Genomic DNA, 26,941 nt, shown 5'->3' on the forward strand with positions numbered 1-26,941 from the left:
CGGACGGGCGCGCAATCAGTATCACCGTTGCAGGACTGCGAACCGCATCCATATCATGTTGATATCCCTGTTGTACATTTGGTTACATGCCGAAACCAATCACTCACGGAAGCTTTTCACGTTTTTCCTTATGCTCACTTCACCGACCCAAATCCGGGTCACGACATGTGAATGAGATAACGAGGAAATGATGATGAATAAAGTATTAGTGACGATTGCAGGTGCGGCTCTGGGTCTGTCCTCTGTAGCATTTGCAGCTGACACCACAACCAGCGCCCCTGCACAGGCGTCAGCGACGGCAACAACGGCTGCCCACGCCAAAGCTGACCATGCGAAAAAACATGTGAAGAAGGCCAAACCTGCGGTGCAAAAAGCCCAGGCGGCTAAAAAGCATGTGAAGAAAGCTAAGCCTGCGAACCCCGCGACCACCAAGCCGGCTGCCTGATAAAAGATTCGCCGCGTCCCCGCCATAACAGAGAGTCCAACTGATGTAACGAGCGCCAGACTCCCTGTTACCCGGCGAAAAACGAATTGCGTTTCAGATAACAATCAAACACCCGATCTTCCGGGTGTTTATTTTATGGGATATCGGATGATGCTGCGTCGCTACTCATTTGAAATCTTGTTATCCCTCGTGCTTCTCTGTGGATGCATTGCCCTGCTCTTTTTTCTGTAACCCTTTGGGTTAACCCTCGTTTTACCTTGAAAACTACCGTCATACCTCACCGCGTCAAGGCAAAATGCAGCTATAGTTATTTCACTTAACCTGTTTGGCAACTCCCTGACTTTTAACGTAAGGCACAATATTACATGCGCATATCAGTCGGATTGTTATGTTCATTATTCCTTATCGCATCCTCCAGCGGGGCAGAAACCGCCGCCACCGAGGCAGAAAAGCAGCAACAGCTTTTGTTTTTTAATCATGATGATAGAGATCGCGTGACCGATATCTCCCAGTGGCCGTGGCAAGCTATCGGCCAACTGGAAACCGCCAGTGGCAATCTGTGTACCGCAACATTGATCTCTCCCCATCTTGCCCTGACCGCCGGACATTGTGTATTAATCCCCCCCGAGGGACAGCCGGATAAGCCTGTCGCGCTGCGCTTTCTGGCAACAGAGGATGGCTGGCGCTATGAAACCAAAGAAATTGAAGCACTGGTGAATAAGAAACTCAGCAAACAGCTGAAAGTCGATGGTGACGGTTGGATCGTTCCTGATGCCGCTGCGCCATGGGACTATGCGCTGATCCGGTTAAAACAGACACCGCCTGGCATTGTTCCGATCCCCATGTGGCAAGGTAATCGTCAATCGTTGATCGAGGCATTACACCAAAACCGGCAGCGAGTGACGCAGGCGGGTTACCCCGAAGACCATCAGGATGCGCTGTATCGCCATCAGGATTGTCTGGTTACCGGCTGGGTTCAGCCTGCGGTGTTATCACACCAATGTGATACGCTGCCCGGCGACAGCGGTTCTCCGCTCATGCTGCACACGGCGTCCGAATGGATATTAATCGGTATTCAGAGCTCGGCGCCCGCGGCCAGCGATCGTCACCGAGCCGACAACCGCGCCGTCTCAGTGACGGCCATCCGTCAGCAACTGGAAACGCTGGTAAAAGAGACCGGAGCAGCTCGCTGACATCTTATCTCTATGTCGCAACGGAACTATTTCCTCTTTGATTAAGCTTCCCTCTGCGGGGCAATGTCTATTCTCCGCAATCTATTAGGCATCGTTTATCGTTACTGTGCTTAAATATAATGTAATGAGTAGCGCAGGCCATTTTGCGAAATAAAGAGGTGACATGTTAAAACATCTAAGTCGTGATGAAAAAAAACGCATGCAGACTCTCGATGCACTCAATAATCTTGATATATCTCAAGATGATATACTTAATAAAATTACCGCTATGACATGTCAGTTGCTAAAAATGCCAACGGCATTGGTCACGATAAGCGGTACAAAGAAACAGCATATTAAGGCCAAGACTAATTTCGCCTTAACCGAAATGGAAAAAGTCGGGTCGTTCGATCATTTTGCTGTGCAGACCGGCAATATATTGATTTGTGAGGATGCGTTACAGGATGAACGTTTTAAAGACAGCCCTTATGTCACCCGTTCACCACAGATTCGCTTTTACGCGGGAATACCACTCATTACAGAAGAAGGTTATTCCATCGGTACACTTTGCGTAATTGATTACATCCCTCGAAAATTCAGCAAAACACAGCTACACACGCTTAGAGACTTGGCCGCGATTGTTATGGCATTAGTTGAATATCGTAACGCAATCGGGCTGGTTGATGCGGTAACCATGCTGCCAAACCGCCAGCGGCTGATAGAGGATATCAGCCACATGACGGATATCCATGAAAACTACCTGCTGGTACTGATTGATAGCATTGATATTTCTTACGCCTATGAAATGGGGCGATCGCTCGGTATGCCGACCGTAGAAAGCATATTGAGAGATATCGGCATGTTTCTGCGCCTGACCTTTCACACTCATGAGAGCGTTTACTGTGCGGCCGTAGGTCGTTTCGCGTTACTGATAAAAGCCGATATGAAAACACAGGTGCTTGAAGAGCTGGTTTCCTGCGCCACTCGTATTCAGGACAGCATTACCAGTCATGTGCCATTAAAATTAGAACTGTTTGTTGGCTATACCGAGTTCCAGATCCCCGTGGATGATCCACAGCGTATTCTGCGCGAATCCATGAGTGCATTGCATGACGCCATCAATAACAATGTCCATTATCGTGCTTACAATGCAGACAGTGATAAAACCCAGCAATTGGCTTTCACCCTGCTGAACGAATTGTCTGACCTGTTAAAGCATGATAAGCCCGGCTTGTATCTGGTTTATCAACCCAAATTGAATATTGAAAATAATACAGTGGTTGGCGCTGAAGCGTTGCTTCGTTGGCATCATCCCAAGTTCGGTGAAATCTATCCAGATCAATTTATTCCGCTGGCAGAAGGCACCACATTGATGCGTCCGCTGACGGAGTGGGTTATTAAACAGACGGCCAAACAGCTAAAAATCTGGCGTCAGGCAGGAATTTTATTTCCCGTATCGATTAATATTGCCGCCAGTAATTTTGCTGAAGAGAACTTTATTGAACATTTAATGAATACTCTTAATAGCTACGATTTAACTGCGGGTGATATTCAAATTGAATGTGTGGAAACACAAAAAATAATCGAAAGTTCGGAAACGCTTGCCACTATTTTGGCGTTAAAACAGCATGGATTTGTTATTGCTATTGACGACTTTGGCGCGGGTTACAGCAATTTAAATTATCTGAGAAATATTCCGGCAACAATTATCAAACTGGATAAGTTGCTGATAAAAGATATTAAAACCGATGAGAATAGTCGGATTATTGTCGAGTCCATCATCAGTATGCTGCATAAACTCAATTATTCGGTACTGGCTGAAGGTGTTGAGAATAAAGAAACGCTCGATTATCTGTCTCAATTTGGTTGCGATGAAGTTCAGGGCTATTACTTTTCCCGACCCGTTTTACCTAACGCGTTCACCGCCTGGTTAGCGCGCCATGAAACTCGGTAAAGATCGTGTGGTTCATGCCATAAAAATACCGTAGCGACCATCAGGACTTTAAATACATTATGACCATTTTTGATAATCAACAGGACCTGGACGATATTCGGCAAGCCATTGCATTGCTGGAAGCGCCTTCAATCACTATTCAGTTGGCGAATTTAGTGGGAGGGCCAATTGAATGGAGCTTGTCTAAACTTCCTGGATTTGTAAAAAACAAAGTGCAGGATGTGGTTCATGCCGCGCTGCATAAATCGGTCGATGCCGCCTTGTATACGCTGGATGACGCGCCAAAGCGCGCCTCATCGCCGAAGACCCATAAGCTGGCCGCGGCAACATCAGGCGCGGTCAGTGGCTTTTTCGGTGCAGCAGGATTGATGGTCGAATTGCCTGTCAGCACCACGATCATGATGCGATCCGTTGCAGACATCGCCCGCAGCGAAGGTTTCTCGCTGGCCGATTTTTCAGTCAAGGCGGCCTGTGTAGAAGTATTCGCGCTAGGTGGCAAGAGTAAAAACGATGACGCTGCCGACTCAGCCTATTACGCTTCACGCGCGGTTCTTGCCGATATCACGAAACATACCACCCGTGAACTGGTAGATCTCGCCAGCAAGAAAGGCGCGGAAAAAGCCTCGGCAAGGATCACCACGTCACAGGCCGGCAGGACGTTGGCCAAGCTGATCGACGCCGTTGCGACGCGGCTGGGCATTACCATCACGGAAAAAATGGCCGCCCAAATCGTTCCGGTCATCGGCGCCGCCAGCGGCGCGGCAATCAACACCCTGTTCATTCATCATTATCAGAACATGGCGCGAGGCCATTTCATCATCAAACGGCTGGAGCAAAAATATGGTGAAGAAGAGATCAAGTCGGCATATGTGCGGTTAAAAGACTAAAATGGCCAGAGATTATCTCTGGAACCGATTGATTATGTGTTGAAATTGTATAGTATCGGTTTAACAAGCAAGGTAAGTTGATTTTTATTTTTTCTAAAGATGCTATAGAGGGATTAATATGGCTAATATTATTTACATGACGGTAAATGGAAAAAAACAAGGACTAATTTCTGCTGGGTGTTCAACTTTTGACTCAATAGGTAATCGATATCAGATCGGCCATGAAGATGAGATATTTACTCTCGCATTTAGACATACAATAACGAGAGATCAAAATGTAAAACATAATCCAGTTGAAATAATTAAGTTAGTGGATAAATTATCACCATTACTGGGTGTTTCTATATCTGAAAATGAAATACTGGAATGCATTTTTGATTTCTATAGAAGCTCGGCGGAAGGGGCGTTGAAAAAATATTATACAATAAAACTGAACAGTGCGTCTATCGCAAATCTTTCAGTGGATTATCCCCACTCTTTGACTCATGCAGATAAACAACCTCACGAGGTTGTTTTATTTTATTATAAAGATATTATCTGGACAAACCATGCAACAGGAACATCAGGTTATAGTATATGGGAGGATAGAATATATTAATAATTAATCAATTCATGAACAGCATTGATTAAGTTATCCATTGATGGGATATCGATGCCAGATATCCCATGCACATAAACGTCGGAGCGAATATCAGTATATATAGTAAATGTAACATAGTATGTGCCAAGTTCGTTTTTCCCAAATATGAGCTTTAGCATCCCCTCATCTGGAGAAAATAGATATATTGATTCATCGCCACTAGCTTTCAACTTCAACAATTGTGTATGTAATTCAATGAGGTCACATACAAAACACCCCCATTTTGCATTAAAATCAAGCCCCTTTGATTTTATCTCAACATACATATCCAACCAACTATCATATGGTGTATCCTCTGCTCCTTTATTTTTAATTTTTTCAACAGGATATATGCGAAAATCGGTATCATTGTCTTGAATGTGAATCATAAATCCTCCATCATTTATATAAAAAATGGGTTATTGTCCAGTTGCTTTCATCAACAATAACTTCTAGATTATACTCCTTATTTTCATATAAATTTCTATATTTATCATATCTTGAACGCTTTATTTTTATATCATATTTTTTTAATATCACGCCAGATTTTCCCTCAATATCTTTACTTCGTTTCCCATATCTGATAGCTTTTTCTAAAATATAGACAGGGACATATCTTCCAGGCTCTCTCATATGTACTGCCGTTGCAGTTGTGAATTTTATTTTCTTAGGTGACAACCCAATTTTAAGCCGTCCCTTTAATGAGGAAATAATATGGTCGCCTATTTTTACTGATATGCTTTTTGTTGTCCCATTTTTTGTTATTAGTTTGATTATATTGTCGCCATATTTAACTGATTTAAATATGAACAGTCCTAAAAAGACAATATCAAACGGATCTATCAGTGGTGATTCCAAAGGTAGCTCGTGGAGAGTGACAAATTTACCATCTATGTCATAGATATCATAAACCCCTCCTCTGGATGGCCCTATATACCCTATACACATTCCCGTATCTTCATCTATAATTGGTGAAGTGTGTGGTGGCAAAGGACTTTCAGGAACTATTGAGAAATAGTCGTTAGCACTAAGAGGTGATTTAAAATCATATATCCGTCCTGAGTTCTCAAAATCTAAATATCCATTTTTCTCTAAAAAAGCATCCATAGTGTATCCTCTTAATACTGAAATATGGAGAAAATAGCTCCCATTAGTGTTTTATAGTTTCAGGTTAAGGTTTACTGCGTCCACGTGCGGATTTCTCCGAAAATTAATATAGAGCAAAGAGGAATAATCAACAACCTTATTTAAAAATAAGGTTGGCACATGAGTTAAGTTACCCACTACCCCGTCTGCTCCATCGCCTGTAGTATCCGTTTTTCTGAAATGGGAAATGGCGTTCCTAACTGCTGAGCAAAGTAGCTCACGCGCAGTTCTTCAATCATCCAACGGATCGCTTTTACCTCATCATCGTCACGCCGTTCGGCTGGCAGCTTATTCCACCATTGCAGCCAGGCCTGCTGCACCTGCTCCACCTTCAGCATCTGGGCCCGATCGCGGTGGGCGTCCTGCGCCAGTTTTTCCAGCCGGCGCTCAATCGCCTGCAAATAACGCAGTACATCAGGCAGTCGATGCCAGCCATTGTCGGTAACGAAACCGCGGAACACCAGCCCATTGATCTGGTTTTTAATATCACTCAGCGCCAGCGCCATCGTCATATCAATGCGCCCTTTCAAGCGCTTGTTGATAGCAAACACCGTCGTCAGGATCTGTTCCACCTGTTTGGCGATATCCACCACCGTATCGTTAAGTTCCGCGCGCACTTTTTCATGCAATTTCTGGAAGGCGTCTTCCTGCCACACCGGACCGCCAAATTCGCTAATCAACTTATCGACGGCACAGGCGATACAGTCATCAATCAGATCGAGCACTTTACCGTAAGGATTGAAGTACAGCCCCAGCTTTGCCTTATTGGGTAACTTCTCATGCAGGTACTTGATTGGCGAGGGAATATTCAGCAGCAGCAAACGCCGTAGCCCCTGACGCATCACCTGCTGTTGCTGATGGGGCGTATCAAACAGACGAATCGCCACACTGTCCTTTTCATCCACCAGCGCCGGATAGGCTTTTACCGAGTAACCGCCCCGCTTTTGCTCATAGCAATCGGGCAGAGAACCAAAACTCCAGACGTGCAGGTTGTGCTGTTCCAACCCGTCATCCGCCACGGCGGAAAGCGTCTGCTGAACTTTATCTTTCAGTTGATCTTTCAGCGCATTCAGGTCTTTCCCTTCACGCAACAGGCGATTTTTTTCGTCCACCACGCGGAACGTCACTTTCAGATGATCGGGCACCTGTTCCCATTGCCACTCGTCACGCGGCACGGTGACCCCCGTCATCAACCGCAATTCACGCTCCAGCGACTCCAGCAGGCCTTTTTCCAACGGCGTCGCTCGCGCCAGAAACGCTTCGGCATAATTGGGGGCCGGAACAAAGTTACGGCGCATCGGTTTCGGCAACGATTTGATCAAGGCGATCACCAGTTCACGACGCACGCCGGGAATTTGCCATTCAAATCCCTCATCATGCACCTGATTGAGGATCGGCAACGGAATATGGATCGTCACGCCATCGGCGTCCGTCCCCGGTTCAAACTGATAAGACAGGCGCAGCTTCAGGTTACCCTGATGCCAGAAATTCGGATAATCCAGCGCGCTAATCTTGTCCGCGCCTTCTTTGATCAGCATACTTTTTTCAAAGTTCAGCAGATCGGCATTCTGACGGCTGGCCGTTTTCCACCATTTGTCAAAATGACGGGCGGAGATAATATCGTGCGGCAAACGGCGATCGTAAAAGGCAAACAGCGTTTCATCGTCCACCAGAATGTCGCGGCGACGCGATTTATTCTCCAGTTCCTCGACTTCGGCCAGCAATTTCAGGTTGGCGCGAAAAAACGCATGCTGCGTTTGCCAGTCGCCTTCCACCAGCGCGTGGCGAATGAATAATTCACGCGCCAGTACGGGATCGATCTGGCTGTAATTCACTTTACGCGCCGCCACAATCGGCAAGCCGAACAGCGTGACTTTTTCCTGCGCCATCACCGTTCCCTGCGCTTTTTCCCAGTGCGGATCACTATAGCTGCGCTTGATCAGGTGTTGGGCCAGCGGCTCAATCCATTCGGGCTCAATGCGGGCCGCGATACGTCCCCACAACCGGCTGGTTTCCACCAGTTCGGCCACCATCGTCCATTTAGGCGGTTTTTTAAACAAGCCTGAACCGGGGAAGATAGCGAAACGCGCGTTGCGCGCTCCGCTGAACTCCTGTTTTTCGACATCTTTCTGACCGATGTGCGACAGCAACCCCGTCAGCAACGCGCAGTGAATACTGCGATAATCGGCAGGCTCGCTGTTTACGGGTATCCCCAGTTCTTTCACCACCTGACGCAGTTGCGTGTAGATATCCTGCCATTCGCGCACGCGCAGATAGTTCAGATAATCACTGCGACACAGCCGGCGGAACTGGCTGGAAGAGAGTGCTTTTTGTTGTTCGCGCAGATAGTCCCACAAATTGACGAACGCCAGAAAGTCGGAGTCTTTATCGGCGAAACGCCGATGTTTTTCGTCTGACGCCTGTTTTTTATCCAACGGCCGCTCGCGGGGATCCTGAATGGACAGTGCGGCAGTCATCACCATCACTTCACGCACACAGCTCGTATTGCGGGCTTCCAGCACCATTCGCGCCAGACGGGGATCGATAGGCAGTTGCGCCAACTGGCGCCCCTGCGGCGTCAGGTGGTAATGACCATTTTCCGCCAGTTGAATCGCGCCCAGTTCTTCCAGCAGCCGCACGCCATCCTGAATGTTACGTTTATCCGGCGCCTCAACAAACGGAAACGCCGCGATATCCCCCAATCCCAGCGCCGTCATCTGCAAAATAACGGACGCCAGATTGGTGCGCAGAATTTCCGGATCGGTAAATTCCGGGCGCGACAGGAAATCCTGCTCGGAGTAGAGACGAATGCAGATCCCGGCAGCAACGCGGCCACAGCGCCCTTTACGCTGATTGGCCGACGCCTGGGAAATGGCCTCAATCGGCAGGCGCTGTACCTTGGTTCGAAAGCTATAGCGGCTAATACGCGCCGTTCCGGGATCAATCACATAGCGAATTCCCGGCACCGTCAGCGACGTTTCAGCCACGTTGGTCGCCAGCACAATACGTCGCCCGTGATGTGACTGAAATACCCGGTTCTGCTCCTGATTGGACAGCCGGGCATACAGCGGCAGGATTTCGGTATGCGGTAAATTCAGTTTGGTCAACGCATCGGCGGTATCGCGGATTTCCCGCTCACCGCTCATAAAAATCAGAATATCGCCCGGCCCTTCCCGGCCCAGTTCATCTACCGCATCAAAGATGGCCTGAAGCTGATCGCGATCGCTGTCCGCGGCCTCTTCCACCACCGGCCGATACCGTACATCCACCGGGTAGGTGCGCCCGGACACTTCAATGATTGGCGCATTATCAAAATGGCGGGAAAAGCGTTGGGGATCGATCGTCGCGGAGGTAATGATGACTTTTAAATCAGGACGCTTCGGCAGAAGCTGGCGTAAATATCCCAGAATGAAATCAATGTTCAGGCTGCGCTCGTGCGCTTCATCGATAATCAGGGTGTCATACTGCATTAACAACCGATCCTGCTGAATTTCAGCCAGCAGAATGCCGTCGGTCATCAGTTTGACCAGCGTATTATCCCCCACCTGATCGTTAAAACGGACTTTATACCCCACGCAGCCGCCCAACGGCGTTTCCAGTTCGGCCGCGATGCGATCGGCCACCGTTCTGGCCGCCAGCCGACGCGGCTGAGTATGGCCGATTAAGCCGCGCACGCCGCGGCCCAACTCAAGACAAATCTTCGGAAGCTGCGTGGTTTTCCCCGAACCGGTTTCCCCCGCCACGATGATGACCTGATGCTCGCGCAATGCATTCAGAATAGCGTCTTTCTTCTGGCTGACAGGCAACTGTTCGGGATAATGAATAGCCGGGCAGCCAGCACGCCGATTGTCCACTTTCTGGCGCGCGGCGGCGATCTCCCCCTCAATTTCCTGAGCAATCGCCGCCTGAGCCTGTGGGTTGCCAACTTTTGCCGCCCCCTGTAAACGACGGCGCAGGCGTTGCTGATCGCGGAGCATTAACTCACTTAACTGCGTAGATAATGCGTTGAGCGGTGATTTCACGTGGCTATTCCTTAATACTTTTTTCATGTTACGGGCTTTTCCGGGCGATAACCCCTGTCTGCGCCCTGATTCCAGTCGCTTAAACCGGAATATTTTCCGGCGTGCATGGTAGCACAACACCCGCCGGGGCTCTAACCACGCCAGCGTCCCCTTATTCAATAAAATCGAACAAAGCGCTCGAATATTTGCACTTTCAACCCCTATGGCGCGCGCATAAGATGAAACACATCAAAAGACGCCACAATATGTGTCCGACTTCAATCAACGTAAGGAATTGGCAATGAGCAAAGTTTTGATTCTGAAATCAAGCATCCTGGCAGATTTTTCTCAGTCCAGCCAACTGGCCGACTATTTCAGCGCCGAGTGGCAAGCCGCTCACCCTGCTGACAGCATTACCGTTCGTGATTTAGCCGCCCAGCCGATCCCCGTGCTTGATGGTGAACTGGTTGGCGCTCTGCGTCCTTCCGACGCACCGCTGACGCCTCGTCAACAGGAAGCTTTAACGCTGTCTGATGCGCTGATTGCCGAGTTGCAGGCACATGACGTTATCGTTATCGCCGCGCCGATGTACAACTTTAACATCCCGACGCAGCTGAAAAACTACTTCGACCTGATTGCCCGCGCTGGCGTGACATTCCGCTATACCGAGCAAGGTCCTGAAGGTCTGGTGAAAGGTAAACGCGCCATCGTACTGACCAGCCGTGGGGGTATCCACAAGGGTACGCCGACCGATTTGCTGGAACCCTACCTGCGCGTGTTCCTGGGTTTCATCGGTATCACCGATCTTGAGTTTGTTTTCGCTGAGGGTATTGCTTACGGCCCGGATGTCGCCAAAAAAGCGGCTGAAGATGCAAAAGCACAACTGTCCCAGTTTGCCGCTGCGTAATCGCGTTTAACCACCGTTAACTCATCATTAACGACTACCCTGTTATTAATTTTGTGCTTTGGAAGTCTTATTGCGCGCCTTCAGGCGCGCTTTTCTTTATCTCTTCACCCGCGGCGTTATCTGATTTTTCCAGTAATTGCGTGGCCTCTTTATCCGCCCGGATATGAATTTCATGCTCAATCTTGACGTTCATATTGATCGTAATCGGTTCTTTAGGCGCGGCCACTTCAATACGCGGCACACAGCCCGCCAGCAAAAATACCGCACAGACACCCGCCGGCATAACACCATCATGCTTCATGGCTCTACCCTGAATTTATTCATTCGCCCGTTGCTCCAACGTATCCTGCAAATTATCGCCAAAACGTAAACTCCGCCACAGCTGGAAAATATTCTCCTGATGACGGTAGTTGAGAGTGACTTGCCTATCCGCACTTAACTGCGGGTTTTTCCCCTGAATCTGCGAAACCAGCGTCAGTTCGCCCTGATTACTCAATTCCACTGTGGCATAGGAGCGCCCAATTTCCAGATAACGCATCCAGTTAATCGCTGCGCCGCTGGCCAGATTTTTACTCTCCAGCTCGTCAGCCAGCAGTTTATCCAGCCGAAGCGTCAGAAAACGATCGTTGGTGAAGCGCCCTCCCTGAATCAGCATGTCAGGGTGGTTAAAATTCAGTGGAAGCACACCGCTCACCCGTCCCGACATCGCAAACTGTTTCAACTTCAACGCCGTTATCAGTTCGCTGAGCTCCACGCTTTTCACGGTGAACAGCGCATCTTCCCGCTGCGGCCACTGCATGGCCGAAAGGCTGATATGCCCGCCCAATACGTCCATCTCCGCCTGCGATATCGTCAACGGCGATTTTTCGCTGTACGGATAAAATCCCCGCAGATCAACGCGGATATCCGTCATCTGGAACAGGTTATCCAGCATAGCAATTCGCAACGTGACGGGTTGTTTGATGCCGAGTTCCCAACGCTGATTTTTCAGCCGGTAAGGCAGCGCAAAATTGACACCGCCGACTTCGCCGTCCTGCAACCATAGTCCGCCGTTGCTCACAACCCAATGCCCGCCGGCGCTGAATCCCTCTCCCTGCGCCGCGGAAAACGCGGCCTGCGCATGGAACTGTCCTGAACGAATATTCATTTTCAGTTTCGGCGATAGCAACGGCTGAAAAACGGTTAATGGCTGACGTGGCCACCAGGCATTGCCGCGTAAACGTTCGCCATCCCAGCGCCCGCGCAGGGACACCGGACCAATATTTTGCGCCTGTAGTTGTCCTTTTATCAGAAAGTCATTGGGGTCCTGCCCTTGCAGGCTGAGCGTCATCAACGTTGGAGGAAGATAGCCGCCGTTGCTGAAATCGACTTTTTCTGATGCCAGCTGTAACGCGCCCTGGAAATATTCCCCTGAACGGGCGCGCTGCCAGCGTAAAGGCTCAACAATCGTCAGGCGTGGTTGGTGAACCGTCACCAGTCCGTAACCAAGCTGATCCAATCCGCTCGACAATTGGCTCACTTCGATGAGCGAATCCTGCCAGAGACCTCGTCCCGCCACATCCCATTTCCCTTTTAGCGGCGGCAGTTGCCCGCTTCCCCAATATCGCCACTGCCACTGCCCTTTGTCGGGCCAGAAATCCTGCGCTTGTCCATCCAGATGCAGGTTGAATCGACCCCAGTACGTATGATGCGCCTTGACGATGGCCTGCAACCGTCCGTTCACCCCGGTTGAGTTGATTCGCACGCCGGCTAACGGCCAACGAGCTTCCTCAAGCCGGGCCTGCGGTCCCAGCGGGCCCCAGGCTCGCAGCAGCGCCCCGGGTAAAATCGATAGCTCCGGATTTAATAAAGAACCTTGCAAAACGCCCGGCAGCGATGCCGTTAAAGACAAGTCAGACAGGTTGGCCTGACCGGTTAACTGAAAACGCAATTCACTGTTGATCAGTCCAAGATGACCCGGCCCCAATACCAGAACGGCGTTGGCCTTACCGTTATGCCCCTGCGTCAACATGTTCATGCGCGCATCAATGCGCGTTTTTTCCAGTCCTTGCCGCCAGTTTTGCAACGTAAGTGAAATCCGTCCCGACAGCGGTTGTGCGGCGTAAGGCCAGCGCCAGACACCGTTATTCACCTGTATCTGCTCTGCGGTTAACTGCCATGGCAGCGAGACCAGCGGCTCATTATCGCCTTCCGCCTGTAGCGAAAGCTCTCCTTGCTGGTGCCGCCAGCTTAGCCGCATGGATACCGGCTCGGGCGTTTGTCCGGTAACCAGTTGACCGTTCAGCACGCCCTGCACCGGCGCCTGCGTTAGCGTATCCGCCAGGTCAATCTCGCCGCTCAATTGCAAACGAACGTCCCCCGCCGGCGTCGCCAGCATGCCTTCGCGTAAAATCAGGTGCTGCTGGTTCAGTTCCGTCTGAAACGCCAGTTGATCGCCTTGATAATGCAGCGTCTGTCGTTGGTTGCCATCGGTACTGAACTGCGCTCGCCCGGCGTAATCCTGCCAGGGTTGAAGCGTCAATTTTTCAATCGTGACATCCGCGGCCGGCAGACGCTTTTGCCACTGCGCCAGTCGTATGGGCGTCGTGTTGTCGTCAGATGCCAGAAGCGGCAGGCAATCGCTATTCAACGTGGCGGCATCGATATCGATCGTCCATCGTCCGGACTGCCGATACAGCTTGATATTCTGCACATCAAGCAGCGTACATTCGCCCGCACTCAGCCGGATGCCATCGCTTTGCAGCCCCCGCTCATACCAAACCGGCGATGAACGCAGCGTCAAAGACATTTCTGCGGGTAACCAGATCCCCGCAATGCGTGGCAACCACTGTGGCATAGTCCGCCACGACACGAATAACAGCAGGAGTACCAGTGCCGCGCCGGGTAATGCGTATTTTTTAATCATTAATAGAAATTATGCATTCGATGAGATCCCGCCCAAACCTGCGCCGTTTTCGGTTGCTTATGTTCTATACATTTTTTGCTCATTACGTTAACAGGTAGACTCCTTTCAGCTCACACTTGGCGCCAAAGGCGATACTTTTTTGTTACCATTTTATGATAATGTCGTTACTTATCGTTATTTTTTGTAATGTGTTTGCGCATATTCTTTCTGTCAACGTGCCGTGGATCTCGTGTGTTGCTTACAACTAGCGAGCCCCAGACAGGGACGAATAAGACAGCAACGCATCAGCAACGAGAAAGATGACAGGTATATTCATGTTAAATCAGTATCTGGATACAGCATATAAAGGATTGCTCCATGCGTAAGAACCTTCCCGTCAGTACCTACCAATACCCGCTGCATGAAAAAACCAAGCTGATGTCGGTCACCACCCCGGATAGCCACATTACTTACGCAAACAAAGATTTCATTCAGGTCAGCGGCTACCACCTGGAAGAACTGATGAATCAACCGCATAATATAATCCGACACCCGGATATGCCACCATCGGCCTTCTCTGATATGTGGAAAACGCTGCAAGCGGGTCACATCTGGACCGGCATTGTGAAAAACCGGCGCAAGAATGGCGATCACTACTGGGTCAAATCCAGTACTACCCCATTGAAAAAAGAAGGTCAATTGACCGGATACATGTCGGTGCGAACACCGGCCACGCCGGATGAAATCCAACAGGCGAAAGCACTCTACGCCGCGGTCAATGAAGGCAAACTGAAACACCGCGCGTTCCATCATGGTCTGCTGGTTTATACTGGCCCTCTGCGACTGCTAAGTATATTTAAAACCATGCCGCTACGCTGGCGCATCCGCAGTTATTGTTTACTGTTCGGCCTGATCCCCCTGATTGCCGCCTATTCCATAATGGCAACGGCCCCGCTAGCCGCTCTGCTGTTTCCGCTGTTAATCGCCTGCGGTTTTATCAGTTGCGAACTGCTGGTACGCCATGTTGCACACCCGATTGAGCAGATTCTTTCTCAGGCTATGCGTTCTGCCGCAGGTCAGGCCGACAACCTGACGCAACTCAATCGTGTGGATGAGATCGGCATGCTGATGCGTGCGGTGAATCAGTCCGGCATGAACTTCCGTACCTTTGTGGATGATGTCAGCAGTAACCTGCTCGAATTGAAAACCGCCTGTAATGAAATCGCCCAGGGCAATCAAATACTGGCTAACTGCTGTGAGCAAACAGAGGAAAACCTGCAACAGACCGCCGCATCGGTCGAACAGTTGACCGCCACCATCAAAAGTAATGCCGATGCCTCTGTACAAGCGTCAAAATACACGCGCGATGTCAATCAGGCCGTCAATTCCGGAGAGCAGGCCGTCAATCAGGTTTCCAGCACGATGGAAACCATCACGCGTTCCAGTGAGCGCATTACCGATATCATTAATGTGCTGGATAACCTGGCCTTTCAGACCAATATTCTGGCGGTGAATGCCGCGGTAGAAGCGGCTCACGCCGGCGAACAGGGGAAAAGTTTTGCCGTGGTGGCCAGCGAAGTTCGTTCTTTAGCCCAACGCAGCGCGTCCTCATCCAGCGATATTTCATCCATTATCGATGAAACGCTAAGCAGCATTCGCGTCGGTGAAGAACTGGTCTCACACACGCACAAGTCCATGAGCAACATTTTGCTTCAGGTGCAGAATGTGACCCATCTGATGAACGAGATCAGTCTGGCGACGCAGGAGCAATCTCAGGGCGTCGAATTGATCAACGATGCCGTGAATAAAATCGACGAACTGACACATCAAAATACCGCACTTGCCAGCCAATCCAACTCGGCGACCGGACACTTACAGCAGCAGATCTCCAGTATGGCTCAGGCTGTCTCGGTATTCAGCATTTCGCGTTAGCCTCTCCCGCGGGTACATGTTGTTGTGTACCCGTACCATGCAAATTTTCATCGCTATAATATACTTTGTGTCACGCAAATCTTGACTACGATGCCGTAAGCGTTTAGCGGAATAGCAGACCGGTTGCAGCCAACGCATCTGCAACTTGACGTATAACGGGTAGAGATAAAGGTCATTCAACTTGCAATATTGATGGTAAATCAAATGCACTCAGGTGATCTTCTTCACCCATTAAATTCATCTGTTCTATTTGCAAGTTATTTTTATAAGTTGATTCGCTAATTATTTCCCGGAATTAGCCGTTAATTAATTATGTACATTCCATTTTTTAACAAATTGATTTAACAAACCTCACTTCCATGCTTGCTTATACTGAAGGATTGATAAATGCGTAAGAATTACCCCGTCAGTGATATCCAGTATTTATTAGATGAGAAAGCAAAGCTGATGTCGGTAACCACTCCGGCCAGTCACATTACCTATGCAAATGACGACTTTATTGATGCCAGTGGCTACACTTTTGATGAGATTCTCAATCAACCGCATAACATTGTGCGTCATCCCGACATGCCGCCACCGGTTTTCGCCGATATGTGGTCAACGCTGAAAGCGGGCCGCATCTGGACTGCCGTCGTCAAGAACCGGCGCAAAAATGGCGATTACTACTGGGTTAAAGCCAGTTCCACCCCCTTGATGAAGGAAGGCAAAGTCACAGGTTATATGTCGGTCCGCACCCGTGTTTCTCAACAGGAAATCCGGCAGGCTGAAACGCTTTACCATGAAATAAATGAAAATAAACTAAAGTACCAACGTTTATATCAGGGTCTGCTGATTTATAAAGGCCCGCTGAAACTGCTCAGTCTGTTTAAAATAATCCCTGTCCGCTGGCGGATTAGAAGTTACATTTATTTCTTTATGCTATTTGTTTTATCTATTCTGCTGACCACGCTTCCGTTGACAACGCCGGTATTAATTTTCGCGTTAGCCATATTAGGCGGTGCTTTCATAACCAGTGAATTACTGGTTACGCATCTGGCAAGACCGCTGGAAAAAATTCTGCATCAGGCCATCAACTCCGCTTCCGGGCAGGCGGATAATAACTTCCAGCTTGATCGTGTTGATGAAGTCGGCATGTTATTACGCGCGGTTAATCAGTCTGGCATGAACTTCCGCACTTTTGTCGATGATGTAAATAGCAAACTGGCTGAACTGCGCCATGCCTGTGGCGAGATTGCCACAGACAACCATACGCTCAGCCAGCGCTGTGACGATACGGCCCAAAGTCTGCAAAATACCGCATCGTCGATGGAGCAACTCACCGCGACGATCAAAAGCAATGCCTCAGCCTCGCAGTTGGCGACACGCTGTGCGGAAGATGCCAATGTGGCTGTCGATGCCGGAGAAAAAGCCGTTAATCAGGTAACCGACACAATGGTGATGATGACCCACTCCAGTAAAGAGATCACCGATATTATCAATGTATTGGATAATCTGGCGTTCCAGACCAACATCCTCGCGCTGAATGCCGCCGTGGAAGCCGCCCATGCGGGCGAACAGGGCAAAAGTTTTGCGGTGGTTGCCGGTGAAGTGCGTACACTGGCGCAACGGAGCGCGCAGGCAGCGAAAGACATCGCGGGGATTATCGAAACCACGATTGCCAACATCAATACCAGCGACAAACTGGTGAACCATACCAGCCAGTCGATGGATAACATTCTGGCTCAGGTGCAGCAAGTCACCCAGTTGGTAAATCAAATCAGCCTGGCGACCCATGAACAATCGCAAGGGCTGGGACACATTAATGATGCGGTTAACAACATTGATGAACTGACGCGCCAGAACACCATACTGGCCAGCAACTCCAGTGCGGCCATCAGCTGCCTGGAACGGCAAATCGCCACCATGTCGGAAGCGGTTTCCGTATTCAGCATTCCTCGTTAATTTACCCGGCCTTGCGCAAACCGTTATTGCTTTGTCAGGTAACGGTTTGTCTCCGTAATATTTTCTGATAGCTTAATCTAAGGATTTTTCGGAGACATACGTGATGAAACTGGCAATCTACAGCACCAAGCAATACGACCGTAAATATTTAGAGCAGGTTAATCAAAAGTTTGGCTATGAGCTTGAATTTTTTGATTTCATGCTGACATCACGCACGGCAAAAACTGCGGCTGGCTGTCAGGCGGTATGCATTTTCGTCAATGACGACGGTAGTCGTGAAGTGTTGACTGAACTGGCACAACTGGGGGTGAAAACGCTGGCGCTGCGCTGCGCCGGTTTCAACAACGTCGATCTGGACGCGGCCAAAGAACTGGGTATCAAGGTGGTGCGCGTTCCGGCTTATTCACCGGAAGCGGTTGCCGAACACGCAGTCGGATTAATGCTGTGCCTTAACCGCCGCATCCACCGCGCTTACCAACGCACCCGTGACGCCAACTTCTCACTGGAAGGGCTGATTGGTTTCAATATGCACAATCGCACTGCCGGCATTATCGGTACGGGGAAAATCGGCATTGCCACCATGCGTATTCTGAAGGGTTTCGGTATGCGTCTGCTGGCATTCGATCCCTACCCTAACCCACAGGCGCTGGAACTGGGTGCGGAATATGTGGATCTGAAAACACTTTATGCCCGTTCCGATGTGATATCCCTGCACTGCCCGCTCACACCGGAAAACCATCACCTGCTCAATCAGGCGGCATTTTCACAAATGAAAGATGGCGTGATGATTGTCAACACCAGCCGTGGCGGATTAATTGATTCCCAGGCCGCGATTGATGCGCTGAAACAACAGAAAATTGGTGCGCTGGGTATGGACGTTTATGAGAATGAACGGGATCTGTTCTTTGCTGATAAATCGAATGACGTGATTCAGGACGATATTTTCCGTCGCCTATCCGCGTGCCATAACGTTCTGTTTACCGGACACCAGGCATTCCTGACAGAGGAAGCCTTAATAAGCATTTCTCAGACTACGCTACAGAACCTGAAAGAAATCAGCCAGGGCGAGCCCTGCGCGAATTTGCTGAATCCTTGATACGGACACATGCGCATTGGTGAATCATTTTCACCAATGCCTCTTCAGAAAGGCTGATTATCTGAAGGAACCGGAAAATGAAGATGAAATATCAATGATGCAACATCGCTATGTTGTTGCATCTGTCAGCCCGCCGGGCAGGTTCCATTCATCACCGCTCGTTCATCGCAACGCTTGCCATTCGCCAACTGGCAGGTCCCCACGCTGGCTCCGTCCAACTGTCTGGAGACGGCCATCGTTCCGCCAATCAATGTACAGTTGACATCCAACGGGGTGCTGCTTTTCAGCAACACAATCGAGCTTTTATTCTCTTCATTTAGTGCTGGCTCCTGCTTATCGATCGCCGTATTTTTTTCACCATTACTGCAACCCGCCAATAACAGTACAGCCGCAGTAAATAGCCATTGATACGATTTCATTATCTGACTCCATATCATGTGAAATGACATAGCCCGGCACAGGGCTATGTGCCGAACGAGACCTGATATATTTCAAGATGGAGAATATATTTACCACACCTTATTTTGCGGTCACACCAATAAATGCCCAAATGTGACAAAAGATCAATAGGGCACGTCGGTATGGGCTTTTGAATAAATGCGCTCATCCATCGGGCAGTTGTGGAATAGCGCCGTAATCCGTACCATACACGTCAATATTATGCAGATATCATCCAATGCATGCCGTAAACCATTTTGCCCCAGTGGTGCCCCTTTCAAAGAGCACATGTAAAAATGTCAGAGAAACAAGAAATTAATCCCAAACAACAATACAGCCTTAACAAGCTTCAGAAGCGCCTGCGTCGCAACGTCGGGGAAGCTATTGCCGATTTCAATATGATTGAGGAAGGCGACCGTATCATGGTTTGTCTGTCCGGCGGCAAGGACAGCTTCACTATGCTGGAAATTTTGCGCAACCTGCAACAGAGCGCGCCCGTCAATTTCTCGCTGGTAGCCGTTAATCTGGATCAAAAGCAGCCCGGTTTTCCTGAACATGTTCTGCCGCAGTACCTTGATAGTATTGGTGTTGAATACAAGATCGTGGAAGAAAATACTTATGGCATCGTGAAAGAAAAAATTCCAGAAGGGAAAACGACCTGTTCACTGTGCTCGCGCCTGCGTCGCGGAATTCTGTATCGCACGGCCACCGAACTGGGAGCGACGAAAATTGCACTCGGCCACCATCGTGACGATATTTTGCAGACGCTGTTCCTCAATATGTTCTACGGCGGAAAATTGAAAGGAATGCCGCCGAAACTGATGAGTGACGATGGCAAACATGTGGTGATTCGCCCATTGGCCTACTGCCGAGAGAAAGATATCGAACGCTTTGCCGAAGCGCGTCAATATCCCATCATTCCCTGCAATCTCTGCGGCTCACAACCCAATCTGCAACGCCAGGTGATCAAAGATATGCTGCGCGACTGGGATAAACGTTATCCCGGCCGCATCGAAACGATGTTCAGCGCGATGCAGAACGTCGTACCTTCCCATCTCGCCGACTATGCGCTGTTTGATTTTAAAAGCATTCATCATGACAGCGAAGTGGTTGACGGTGGCGATCTGGCTTTCGATCGCGAGGAACTGCCGCTGCAACCCGTTGGCTGGCAGCCAGAAGAGGAAGAAGAGACTCAGCCGTTGGCCCGCCTCGACATACTGGAAATAAAATAAATAAAGGAGGCGGAAACCAGGCCGGGTACTGAACAAAAAGCACAAAAAAATGCCGACGATATCGTCGGCATGGTGTGAATCAATTGTGCTATGCAGTAATTCAAAAAAGGAAGTAAGACAATATGGAGCGCAACGCCCATCGCTTGACGTTGCATTCACCTGCAAGAAGAATAGTGCCGTACTGTAATGTGAAAAATGTTGATATTGCTCAATTTAGACGTGAATTTTCAACCACCCCGGGAAGTCTGTGATAACACGCGCAATAACCATTCGTTGGGATTCATAACCATTTACTGCGTTTTAACCACCATGCAACGCCACCAACCAATACTACCAACATCAGGCAGAACATGCCGAATCCCAGCCGGGAGTCTCCTCCCGGAATTCCCCCCAGATTGACGCCAAACAGCCCGGTCAAAAAGGTCGTCGGCAGAAAAACCATCGCTAACAGCGACATAGTATAGGTTCTTCGGTTCATCGCATCTGTCATCTGGGCGGTAATTTCGTCCGACAATACGGTAGTACGTGCAATACTGGAATCCAAATCTTCCAGTCCACGTCCCAGTCTGTCGGCAATTTCCTGCATTCGGCGCCGATCGTCGTCCTGCATCCAGGGCAACCTTTCCCCGGAAAGGCGCGAAAACACATCACGCTGCGGAGTCATATAGCGTCGTAGTACAATCAACTGTTTGCGAATCAATGCCAGTTCGCCCCGCGGCGGTATTTTTTGCTCCAGTAAGTCTTCTTCCAGATCGATAATTTTCTCATGTAAATCATCAATAAATTCACTGGTATGATCGGTGAGCGACTCCGCGATCGACACCAGCCAGCTCCCACAGTCTGTCGGCCCATGCCCCTCTTTGAGATCGGTCAACACTTCATCAATGGCCAACACTTTACGCCGCCGGGTCGAAATAATGAGCTTATCGGTAATGAAAACCCGGATCGCCACCAGTTGATCCGGACGTGAATCTGCATTCAGGTTGATGCTGCGCAGGGTAATCATCGTCCCATCGCCCAGCCGGGTCACTCTGGGGCGAACACTCTCGCCGGCCAACGCATCGCGCACGCTGTCCGGCACCAGATGGGTTTCATTCAACCAGCTGGCGCTGGCGGGCAAGGTCGAATCCAGGTGCAGCCAGCAAGGCTGCTCACTGCTGGCGACATCACGATCGCCGATAGGCGCCACTCCGCCTTGTCCATCCAGTTGATAGGCATAAACAGCGCCAGAATGTTGCAACGTTTTTCCTTCAAACGATTCCATATTGGTCTCAGTGTTTCACGATATAAAGCGAGTGGCTGTATGCGACATCTTCAGGATTGGTGATTGGATAGCCTTTTACCCAGGGCTTAATCAAGCGTCCGTTAGTGTATTGATAAATGGGGGCAATAGGCGCTTCTTCCATCAGGATGTTCTCCGCCCGATTGTAATCCGCATTCAATATTTTGGCATCGGTTTGGTTGCCGGCCTCATCCAGCAAACGATCATAATCGGCGTTTTTAAACCGCGCGATATTCCCGCTGTGATGCGACGTTAATAACGACAGAAACGTAGAGGCCTCATTATAGTCCCCAACCCACGATGCCCTGATAACGTCAAAGTTACCGCTGTTACGACTGTCGATATAGGTTTGCCACTCCTGATTAGATAAACGAACCTCCACCCCCAACTTCGTTTTCCACATGGACGCAACGGCAATGGCAATTTTCTGGTGGCTTTCCGAGGTATTGTACAGCAGCGACAGTTTCATCGGCTTCCCGGGGCCATAGCCTGCCGCCGCCATCAGCGCTTTTGCCTGCGCATCCAGTTCAGCCTGAGTATATTGCTGTAACACGCTCTCTGTCGGCGTAAATCCGGCGGTAACATCCGGCGTGAAGTGATAGGCCGGTTTCTCGCCGGTCCCCAGAACCTTTTCCGCAATGATTTTCCGGTCGATGGCATAAGACAAGGCCTTACGCACCCGCGCGTCATTCGTTGGTGCGCGTTGAGTATTGAAGGCGTAATAGTAGGTTCCCAGTTGATCAGGGGTATAGACCTGACCGGGTAGTTCCTTCAGCAGTTTTTGATACAGGTTTTTAGGAAAGGATTCGGTGATATCAATATCGCCGGAAAGGTAACGTTTTGTCGCGCTTGATTCCTGATTGATGGGAACAAACGTCACTTTAGTTAACGCCGTATTGCCATGATCCCAATAATATTCATTTGGCGCCAACACCAGCTTTTCATTAACGACCCGCTGTTCCAGTTTGAACGCGCCGTTACCGACCAGATTACCCGGCTTGGTCCAGTCATTGCCGTATTTCTCGATCGTTGCCTGATGGACCGGAAAGAGACTGAAGTTGGCCAACAGGCTGACAAAGTAAGGCACCGGTCTGCCAAGCTGTACTTTGAGCGTATGGTCATTAATTGCCGTCACGCCGAGTTTATCGACTGACATTTTACCGTCGATAATCTGTTCGGCGTTCAGTATCCCCGCCAGACGGGCGAACCAGGCAAAGGGCGATGAGTTTTCCGGGGCGACTAACCGCCGCCAGCTATAAACAAAATCCTTTGCCGTGACCGGATCGCCATTTGACCAACGCGCATTTTCACGCAGGGTGAACGTGAAAGTACGGTTATCATTGGTTTGCCAGCGCAGAGCGACGCCGGGCACAATGTTGCCGTTCGCATCCTGATTGACCAGCCCTTCAAATAAATCACGCGCCACCTGCGCTTCCGGCAAACCGACGGCTTTTATCGGGTCCAGAGAAGCGGGTTCATCTTTGATATGACGCACAATTTCCTGTTTTTCGGCTAATACGGTTCCTGCCGGAACCTGCGCCGCACCGGCGCTACCTGCCAATATTGCGAGAAGCACGGCATAGCGAGCGGAATGACCATTTTGCATGATGACTTGACCCTTACCGATTAAAACGCCCGTCCGTGCGCATGAATATAATGAAATAACTAAAAAACATAATAGCCAATAAACGGCTCATGCATCTACTTGTAACCACATGTACTTATCAATACCGGTACTTGTCACGTTCCGGCTGAGAATTTCATCCCGTTGTATCACGGGTGCTATTTTCCTCCTCAGTCGCTATGATGAAAATTGGTCAATAGCAACCATGGGCTGATGAAATGGACAACCACACCATCCCTTTACGGGCTCGTCATCAACGGGGCAATCTGTCTTCTCTGGGGGAACCCTATGGCAAGTCATTGTTGGGCGCGCCCCTGCTCTACTTCCCCGCCGAATTGCCACAGGCGGGGAGCGGACTGATCGTTGCCGGTACGCATGGTGATGAAACCGCCGCGGTGATCGCCCTGTCCTGCGCTTTGCGCACGCTGTTTCCCGGCCAACGCCGTCATCACGTGGTGTTGGCCGTTAATCCCGATGGCTGTCAGTTGGGCCTGCGCGCCAACGCCAACGGCGTCGATCTCAATCGCAACTTTCCCGCGGGTAACTGGCAACCGGGGCAGACGCATTACCGCTGGAACTGCGCGGCCGATGAGCGGGATGTGGTGCTGTCCACTGGAAATACGCCGGCTTCAGAACCGGAAACAAAAGCACTGTGTGAACTTATCACGAAACTTAATCCGGCCTGGGTTGTCTCTTTTCATGAGCCTTTGGCTTGTATTGATGATCCGAAAAATTCCGAATTCGGGCAATGGCTGGCGCGGCAATTTGATTTACCGTTGGTCACCAGCGTGGGCTACGAAACGCCAGGATCGTTTGGCAGTTGGTGTGCCGATCGGGGGTTGCCGTGCATTACGGCGGAGCTGCCGCCGATTTCAGCGGATGCCGCGATTGAGGGTTATCTGAATGCCATGACCGCATTGTTGAGCCGTAATTTTTGATGATGAGCCGTCGCCAAAGCGACGTTAAAAAACGCTCCCGGCGTTTTTTTATGACGGGCTATCCTTGCCCGTCACCCTACAGGCCGTCGCTGATGCGACGTTAAAAAACGCTCCCGGCGTTTTTTTATATCAATGTTGCTAATGTTGCCCTAAACTGGGCTCGTGTTAACAACCTGTAATTAAGGACGCATACATGTCACAGAACGTACACTTTCAAGGCAATCCAGTACCGCTATCAGGGACGTTTCCCGCGAAGGGAAGCAAAGCTCCGGCTTTTACACTGGTTGGCAAAGACCTGTCAGACATCGCGCTCAGCAACTATGCTGGCAAACGTAAAATCCTGAACATTTTCCCCAGCATTGATACCGGCGTTTGTGCCACGTCCGTGCGTAAATTCAACCAATTGGGTTCTGAACTGGATAACACCGTTGTTCTGTGTATCTCTTCCGACCTGCCGTTCGCACAATCCCGTTTTTGTGGCGCGGAAGGGCTGAACAACGTGGTGGTGCTGTCCACGCTACGTGGTGCCGAGTTTAAAGAAGCCTACGGTGTCGCCATTGCCGATGGCGCGTTGAAAGGCCTGACCGCCCGCGCGGTGGTTGTTCTGGATGAGAACGACAACGTATTGCACAGCGAACTGGTGAACGAAATCACTACCGAACCCGATTATGATGCGGCGCTGGCGGTACTAAAGTAATTTCATGAAAAACATGGGGCGCGTGTTTAAATGTCGCCTGATGTAAAAAAACGGCTGCACAAGTGCAGCCGTTTTTCTTATTCATCATCCTCGCCCGCCGCTTTGCGGTGACTCAGCCCATATTCCCGCAGTTTATTGGCAATCGCCGTATGCGATACACCAAGGCGTTTAGCCAGTTTGCGTGTGCTGGGATAGGTTTGATACAGGCGGGTTAACACGGCACGTTCAAAACGTTTGCTGATATCGTCCAGCGAACCATCCAGCATTTCCTCACTGTGTGGAATATCGACCGAGAAAGCCGGCAGATCGAGATCCTGCATACGCAGCTCATAGCCTTCCAACTGCGTCAGAGCCCGATAGATGGTGTTTTTTAACTGACGCACATTGCCCGGCCAACCATACTGCGGCAAAAACTGTTGCAAGTCAGCAGCCAATCTTGGGCGAGGAATACCCTGCTCATCGGCAAAACGTGCGACGAACAGCTCGGTCAACGGCATGATGTCAGTCGGACGCTCACGTAGCGGCGGTAATGTAAGCGTCAGCACATTCAGACGATAGTAGAGATCTTCCCTGAATTCACCGCGCTGCACCATTTCCAGCAGGTTCTTCTGCGTCGCACAAATCACCCGGACATCCACGTGCATTTCATGATCTTCCCCCACACGGCGGAACGTTCCGTCATTCAGGAAACGCAGCAGCTTGGTTTGCATCTGTGCCGACATTTCTCCGACTTCATCCAGCAGCACCGACCCGCCGTTTGCCTGCTCGAAAAAGCCCTTCTTGCCTTCAAGCGCATTGGGATAAGCCCCCGGCGCATGGCCGTACAATTCACTTTCCATCACTTCATCAGGCAGCGATGCACAGTTCAACGCCAGGAACGGCTGCTTGCCCCGTGGCCCGCGTAAATGGCAAGCGCGAGCCAGCATATCTTTACCGGTTCCCGTGTCACCGACAATCAGCAACGGCGCATCCAGCATCGCCAGCTTACGCGCCTGCTCGACGACCTGCCGCATTTTGGGACTGACTGCGACAATATGTGCGAATTCATTGTCATCATTCACCGACAAATCCTGCAATTGCCGCCCCATCCGCGCCGCGGATTTCAGCATCACCAGCGCGCCGGCCGTGGTCATTTTGCCTTCGTCATCCTCCAGATGTATCGGCGTCATTTCCAGGAGAAAATCTTGCCCGCGGATCACCACGCGTTCCGTCACCGTCATGCTGCTGCGTTCCAGCCAATCCGTAACGTTATATCCCGGTATCAATGCGCCAATGGTCAGATTACGAATATTCTCGGCAGTCTGATCAAACAGCGTCAACGCTGCCGGATTAAACAGTTCGATCTTCCCGCGCATATCAAGCGAAAACACCGGCTCCGGCATCGATTCCAGCAGGGCGTTTACCGCGCGGTGCTCTCGTTCCGAGGGCATGAAGGCCACGGTACGGACATCACTGACGCCTTCAATCCGGCGAATTTCCGCCATCAATACGCGAAAGGCATCGAAATCCAGCGAGGCAAAATTAAGATAAATACGACCGATTGGCGCAATCTCAATGCCTCGCAGATCGAGATGGCGCACCGCCAGAAGATCCAACAATTCGCGGGTCAGACCGATACGGTCTTCACAAAAAACTTCCAGACGCATCAACGACTACCTTCTTCAACAGGTGCGACAAGGCTAATAGAGAGTAATAATACGCTTTCGTCTTGCACGGATGAAGTGAAGTGGCAGCAAAAGTTGACAG

General features: G+C 50.1%; 20 protein-coding genes and 1 pseudogene. 12 read left to right on the forward strand and 9 right to left on the reverse strand.

Features of this window, described 5'->3' with window-relative positions; all coding sequences use genetic code 11:
- Positions 1 to 193 precede the first annotated feature (193 nt).
- The 5 genes and pseudogenes from asr to B4923_RS09970 all read left to right on the forward strand — a co-directional run.
- Positions 194 to 442: pseudogene (asr, locus tag B4923_RS09950) on the forward strand (acid resistance repetitive basic protein Asr); the annotation flags it as partial.
- Positions 443 to 810: 368 nt separating this feature from the next.
- Entirely contained in the window at positions 811 to 1,638 is an 828-nt protein-coding gene (locus B4923_RS09955; protein WP_109054189.1) for a trypsin-like serine peptidase, read from the forward strand.
- A 163-nt stretch (positions 1,639 to 1,801) separates the two neighbouring features.
- Positions 1,802 to 3,571 (forward strand): sensor domain-containing phosphodiesterase, encoded by a 1,770-nt coding sequence (locus B4923_RS09960; protein ID WP_109054190.1) that lies wholly within the window; start codon positions 1,802 to 1,804, stop codon positions 3,569 to 3,571.
- Between the two features lie 59 nt (positions 3,572 to 3,630).
- The gene (locus tag B4923_RS09965) at positions 3,631 to 4,458 is read left to right on the forward strand and encodes an EcsC family protein (protein ID WP_109054191.1); all 828 of its coding nucleotides are present in this window, start codon (positions 3,631 to 3,633) and stop codon (positions 4,456 to 4,458) included.
- Positions 4,459 to 4,576: 118 nt separating this feature from the next.
- Positions 4,577 to 5,056: an Hcp family type VI secretion system effector gene (locus B4923_RS09970; protein WP_109054192.1), complete on the forward strand. Its 480-nt coding sequence runs from the start codon at positions 4,577 to 4,579 to the stop codon at positions 5,054 to 5,056.
- Here B4923_RS09970 and B4923_RS09975 read toward each other — a convergent pair.
- The 3 genes from B4923_RS09975 to hrpA all read right to left on the reverse strand — a co-directional run bounded on the left by B4923_RS09975 (position 5,053) and on the right by hrpA (position 10,245).
- Positions 5,053 to 5,466 (reverse strand): hypothetical protein, encoded by a 414-nt coding sequence (locus tag B4923_RS09975; RefSeq protein ID WP_109054193.1) that lies wholly within the window; start codon positions 5,464 to 5,466, stop codon positions 5,053 to 5,055. The genes B4923_RS09970 and B4923_RS09975 overlap by 4 nt on opposite strands.
- Positions 5,467 to 5,476: 10 nt before the next feature.
- Positions 5,477 to 6,184 (reverse strand): hypothetical protein, encoded by a 708-nt coding sequence (locus B4923_RS09980; RefSeq protein ID WP_109054194.1) that lies wholly within the window; start codon positions 6,182 to 6,184, stop codon positions 5,477 to 5,479.
- A gap of 176 nt (positions 6,185 to 6,360) precedes the next feature.
- Positions 6,361 to 10,245, reverse strand: coding sequence for an ATP-dependent RNA helicase HrpA (hrpA, locus tag B4923_RS09985; protein WP_109054195.1), 3,885 nt, complete (start codon positions 10,243 to 10,245; stop codon positions 6,361 to 6,363).
- Between the two features lie 280 nt (positions 10,246 to 10,525).
- On the opposite strand from hrpA, the gene B4923_RS09990 reads away from it, so the two are divergent.
- Positions 10,526 to 11,131 carry an FMN-dependent NADH-azoreductase gene (locus tag B4923_RS09990; protein WP_109054196.1) on the forward strand — a complete coding sequence of 202 codons (606 nt, stop codon included), beginning with the start codon at positions 10,526 to 10,528 and terminating at the stop codon, positions 11,129 to 11,131.
- A gap of 67 nt (positions 11,132 to 11,198) precedes the next feature.
- Here the strand turns inward: B4923_RS09990 and B4923_RS09995 are convergent, their stop codons facing one another.
- Both B4923_RS09995 and B4923_RS10000 read right to left on the reverse strand, forming a co-directional pair.
- Positions 11,199 to 11,432, reverse strand: coding sequence for a YnbE family lipoprotein (locus B4923_RS09995; RefSeq protein WP_245929543.1), 234 nt, complete (start codon positions 11,430 to 11,432; stop codon positions 11,199 to 11,201).
- A 15-nt stretch (positions 11,433 to 11,447) separates the two neighbouring features.
- Entirely contained in the window at positions 11,448 to 14,036 is a 2,589-nt protein-coding gene (locus tag B4923_RS10000; RefSeq protein WP_109054197.1) for a YdbH family protein, read from the reverse strand.
- 357 nt (positions 14,037 to 14,393) lie between these two features.
- On the opposite strand from B4923_RS10000, the gene B4923_RS10005 reads away from it, so the two are divergent.
- From B4923_RS10005 to B4923_RS10015, 3 genes are all read left to right on the forward strand, one after another.
- Positions 14,394 to 15,947 carry a methyl-accepting chemotaxis protein gene (locus B4923_RS10005; RefSeq protein ID WP_109054198.1) on the forward strand — a complete coding sequence of 518 codons (1,554 nt, stop codon included), beginning with the start codon at positions 14,394 to 14,396 and terminating at the stop codon, positions 15,945 to 15,947.
- A 387-nt stretch (positions 15,948 to 16,334) separates the two neighbouring features.
- Entirely contained in the window at positions 16,335 to 17,888 is a 1,554-nt protein-coding gene (locus B4923_RS10010; RefSeq protein WP_109054199.1) for a methyl-accepting chemotaxis protein, read from the forward strand.
- Between the two features lie 103 nt (positions 17,889 to 17,991).
- Positions 17,992 to 18,984 (forward strand): 2-hydroxyacid dehydrogenase, encoded by a 993-nt coding sequence (locus B4923_RS10015; RefSeq protein WP_109054200.1) that lies wholly within the window; start codon positions 17,992 to 17,994, stop codon positions 18,982 to 18,984.
- Between the two features lie 125 nt (positions 18,985 to 19,109).
- Here B4923_RS10015 and B4923_RS10020 read toward each other — a convergent pair whose 3' ends face one another.
- The gene (locus B4923_RS10020) at positions 19,110 to 19,403 is read right to left on the reverse strand and encodes a putative hemolysin (protein ID WP_109054201.1); all 294 of its coding nucleotides are present in this window, start codon (positions 19,401 to 19,403) and stop codon (positions 19,110 to 19,112) included.
- Positions 19,404 to 19,718: 315 nt separating this feature from the next.
- Here B4923_RS10020 and ttcA point away from each other — a divergent pair, with 315 nt between their 5' ends.
- Positions 19,719 to 20,654 carry a tRNA 2-thiocytidine(32) synthetase TtcA gene (gene ttcA, locus B4923_RS10025; protein WP_109054202.1) on the forward strand — a complete coding sequence of 312 codons (936 nt, stop codon included), beginning with the start codon at positions 19,719 to 19,721 and terminating at the stop codon, positions 20,652 to 20,654.
- A 280-nt stretch (positions 20,655 to 20,934) separates the two neighbouring features.
- Here the strand turns inward: ttcA and zntB are convergent, their stop codons facing one another.
- Together zntB and B4923_RS10040 are read right to left on the reverse strand one after the other, a co-directional pair.
- Positions 20,935 to 21,918, reverse strand: coding sequence for a zinc transporter ZntB (gene zntB, locus B4923_RS10035; protein WP_109054204.1), 984 nt, complete (start codon positions 21,916 to 21,918; stop codon positions 20,935 to 20,937).
- 7 nt (positions 21,919 to 21,925) lie between these two features.
- On the reverse strand, positions 21,926 to 23,542 hold the full coding sequence (locus B4923_RS10040; RefSeq protein ID WP_109054205.1) for a peptide ABC transporter substrate-binding protein: 1,617 nt from the start codon (positions 23,540 to 23,542) through the stop codon (positions 21,926 to 21,928).
- A 236-nt stretch (positions 23,543 to 23,778) separates the two neighbouring features.
- Between B4923_RS10040 and mpaA the strand changes: the two genes are divergently transcribed.
- Positions 23,779 to 24,498 (forward strand): murein tripeptide amidase MpaA, encoded by a 720-nt coding sequence (gene mpaA / locus B4923_RS10045; RefSeq protein ID WP_109054206.1) that lies wholly within the window; start codon positions 23,779 to 23,781, stop codon positions 24,496 to 24,498.
- Positions 24,499 to 24,691: 193 nt separating this feature from the next.
- The gene (gene tpx, locus B4923_RS10050; RefSeq protein ID WP_109054207.1) at positions 24,692 to 25,195 is read left to right on the forward strand and encodes a thiol peroxidase; all 504 of its coding nucleotides are present in this window, start codon (positions 24,692 to 24,694) and stop codon (positions 25,193 to 25,195) included.
- Positions 25,196 to 25,272: 77 nt separating this feature from the next.
- Here the strand turns inward: tpx and tyrR are convergent, their stop codons facing one another.
- A complete protein-coding gene (gene tyrR, locus B4923_RS10055; protein ID WP_109054208.1) occupies positions 25,273 to 26,841 on the reverse strand; it encodes a transcriptional regulator TyrR in 1,569 nt (522 codons plus the stop codon).
- Positions 26,842 to 26,941: the final 100 nt, after the last annotated feature.

The organism is Brenneria roseae subsp. americana (assembly GCF_003115815.1).
GTDB lineage: Bacteria > Pseudomonadota > Gammaproteobacteria > Enterobacterales > Enterobacteriaceae > Brenneria > Brenneria roseae.

Bases quoted from the DNA above. Each gene is read 5' to 3' on its own strand.
- ttcA (WP_109054202.1), top strand. From the start codon at position 19,719: ATGTCAGAGAAACAAGAAATTAATCCCAAACAACAATACAGCCTTAAC.
- mpaA (WP_109054206.1), top strand. From the start codon at position 23,779: ATGGACAACCACACCATCCCTTTACGGGCTCGTCATCAACGGGGCAAT.
- B4923_RS10005 (WP_109054198.1), top strand. From the start codon at position 14,394: ATGCGTAAGAACCTTCCCGTCAGTACCTACCAATACCCGCTGCATGAA.
- zntB (WP_109054204.1), bottom strand. From the start codon at position 21,918: ATGGAATCGTTTGAAGGAAAAACGTTGCAACATTCTGGCGCTGTTTAT.
- B4923_RS10020 (WP_109054201.1), bottom strand. From the start codon at position 19,403: ATGAAATCGTATCAATGGCTATTTACTGCGGCTGTACTGTTATTGGCG.
- B4923_RS09970 (WP_109054192.1), top strand. From the start codon at position 4,577: ATGGCTAATATTATTTACATGACGGTAAATGGAAAAAAACAAGGACTA.
- B4923_RS09965 (WP_109054191.1), top strand. From the start codon at position 3,631: ATGACCATTTTTGATAATCAACAGGACCTGGACGATATTCGGCAAGCC.
- B4923_RS09995 (WP_245929543.1), bottom strand. From the start codon at position 11,432: ATGAAGCATGATGGTGTTATGCCGGCGGGTGTCTGTGCGGTATTTTTG.
- B4923_RS09955 (WP_109054189.1), top strand. From the start codon at position 811: ATGCGCATATCAGTCGGATTGTTATGTTCATTATTCCTTATCGCATCC.
- B4923_RS10000 (WP_109054197.1), bottom strand. From the start codon at position 14,036: ATGATTAAAAAATACGCATTACCCGGCGCGGCACTGGTACTCCTGCTG.
- tpx (WP_109054207.1), top strand. From the start codon at position 24,692: ATGTCACAGAACGTACACTTTCAAGGCAATCCAGTACCGCTATCAGGG.
- B4923_RS09975 (WP_109054193.1), bottom strand. From the start codon at position 5,466: ATGATTCACATTCAAGACAATGATACCGATTTTCGCATATATCCTGTT.
- B4923_RS09990 (WP_109054196.1), top strand. From the start codon at position 10,526: ATGAGCAAAGTTTTGATTCTGAAATCAAGCATCCTGGCAGATTTTTCT.
- B4923_RS09980 (WP_109054194.1), bottom strand. From the start codon at position 6,184: ATGGATGCTTTTTTAGAGAAAAATGGATATTTAGATTTTGAGAACTCA.
- B4923_RS09960 (WP_109054190.1), top strand. From the start codon at position 1,802: ATGTTAAAACATCTAAGTCGTGATGAAAAAAAACGCATGCAGACTCTC.
- B4923_RS10010 (WP_109054199.1), top strand. From the start codon at position 16,335: ATGCGTAAGAATTACCCCGTCAGTGATATCCAGTATTTATTAGATGAG.
- B4923_RS10015 (WP_109054200.1), top strand. From the start codon at position 17,992: ATGAAACTGGCAATCTACAGCACCAAGCAATACGACCGTAAATATTTA.
- B4923_RS10040 (WP_109054205.1), bottom strand. From the start codon at position 23,542: ATGCAAAATGGTCATTCCGCTCGCTATGCCGTGCTTCTCGCAATATTG.
- tyrR (WP_109054208.1), bottom strand. From the start codon at position 26,841: ATGCGTCTGGAAGTTTTTTGTGAAGACCGTATCGGTCTGACCCGCGAA.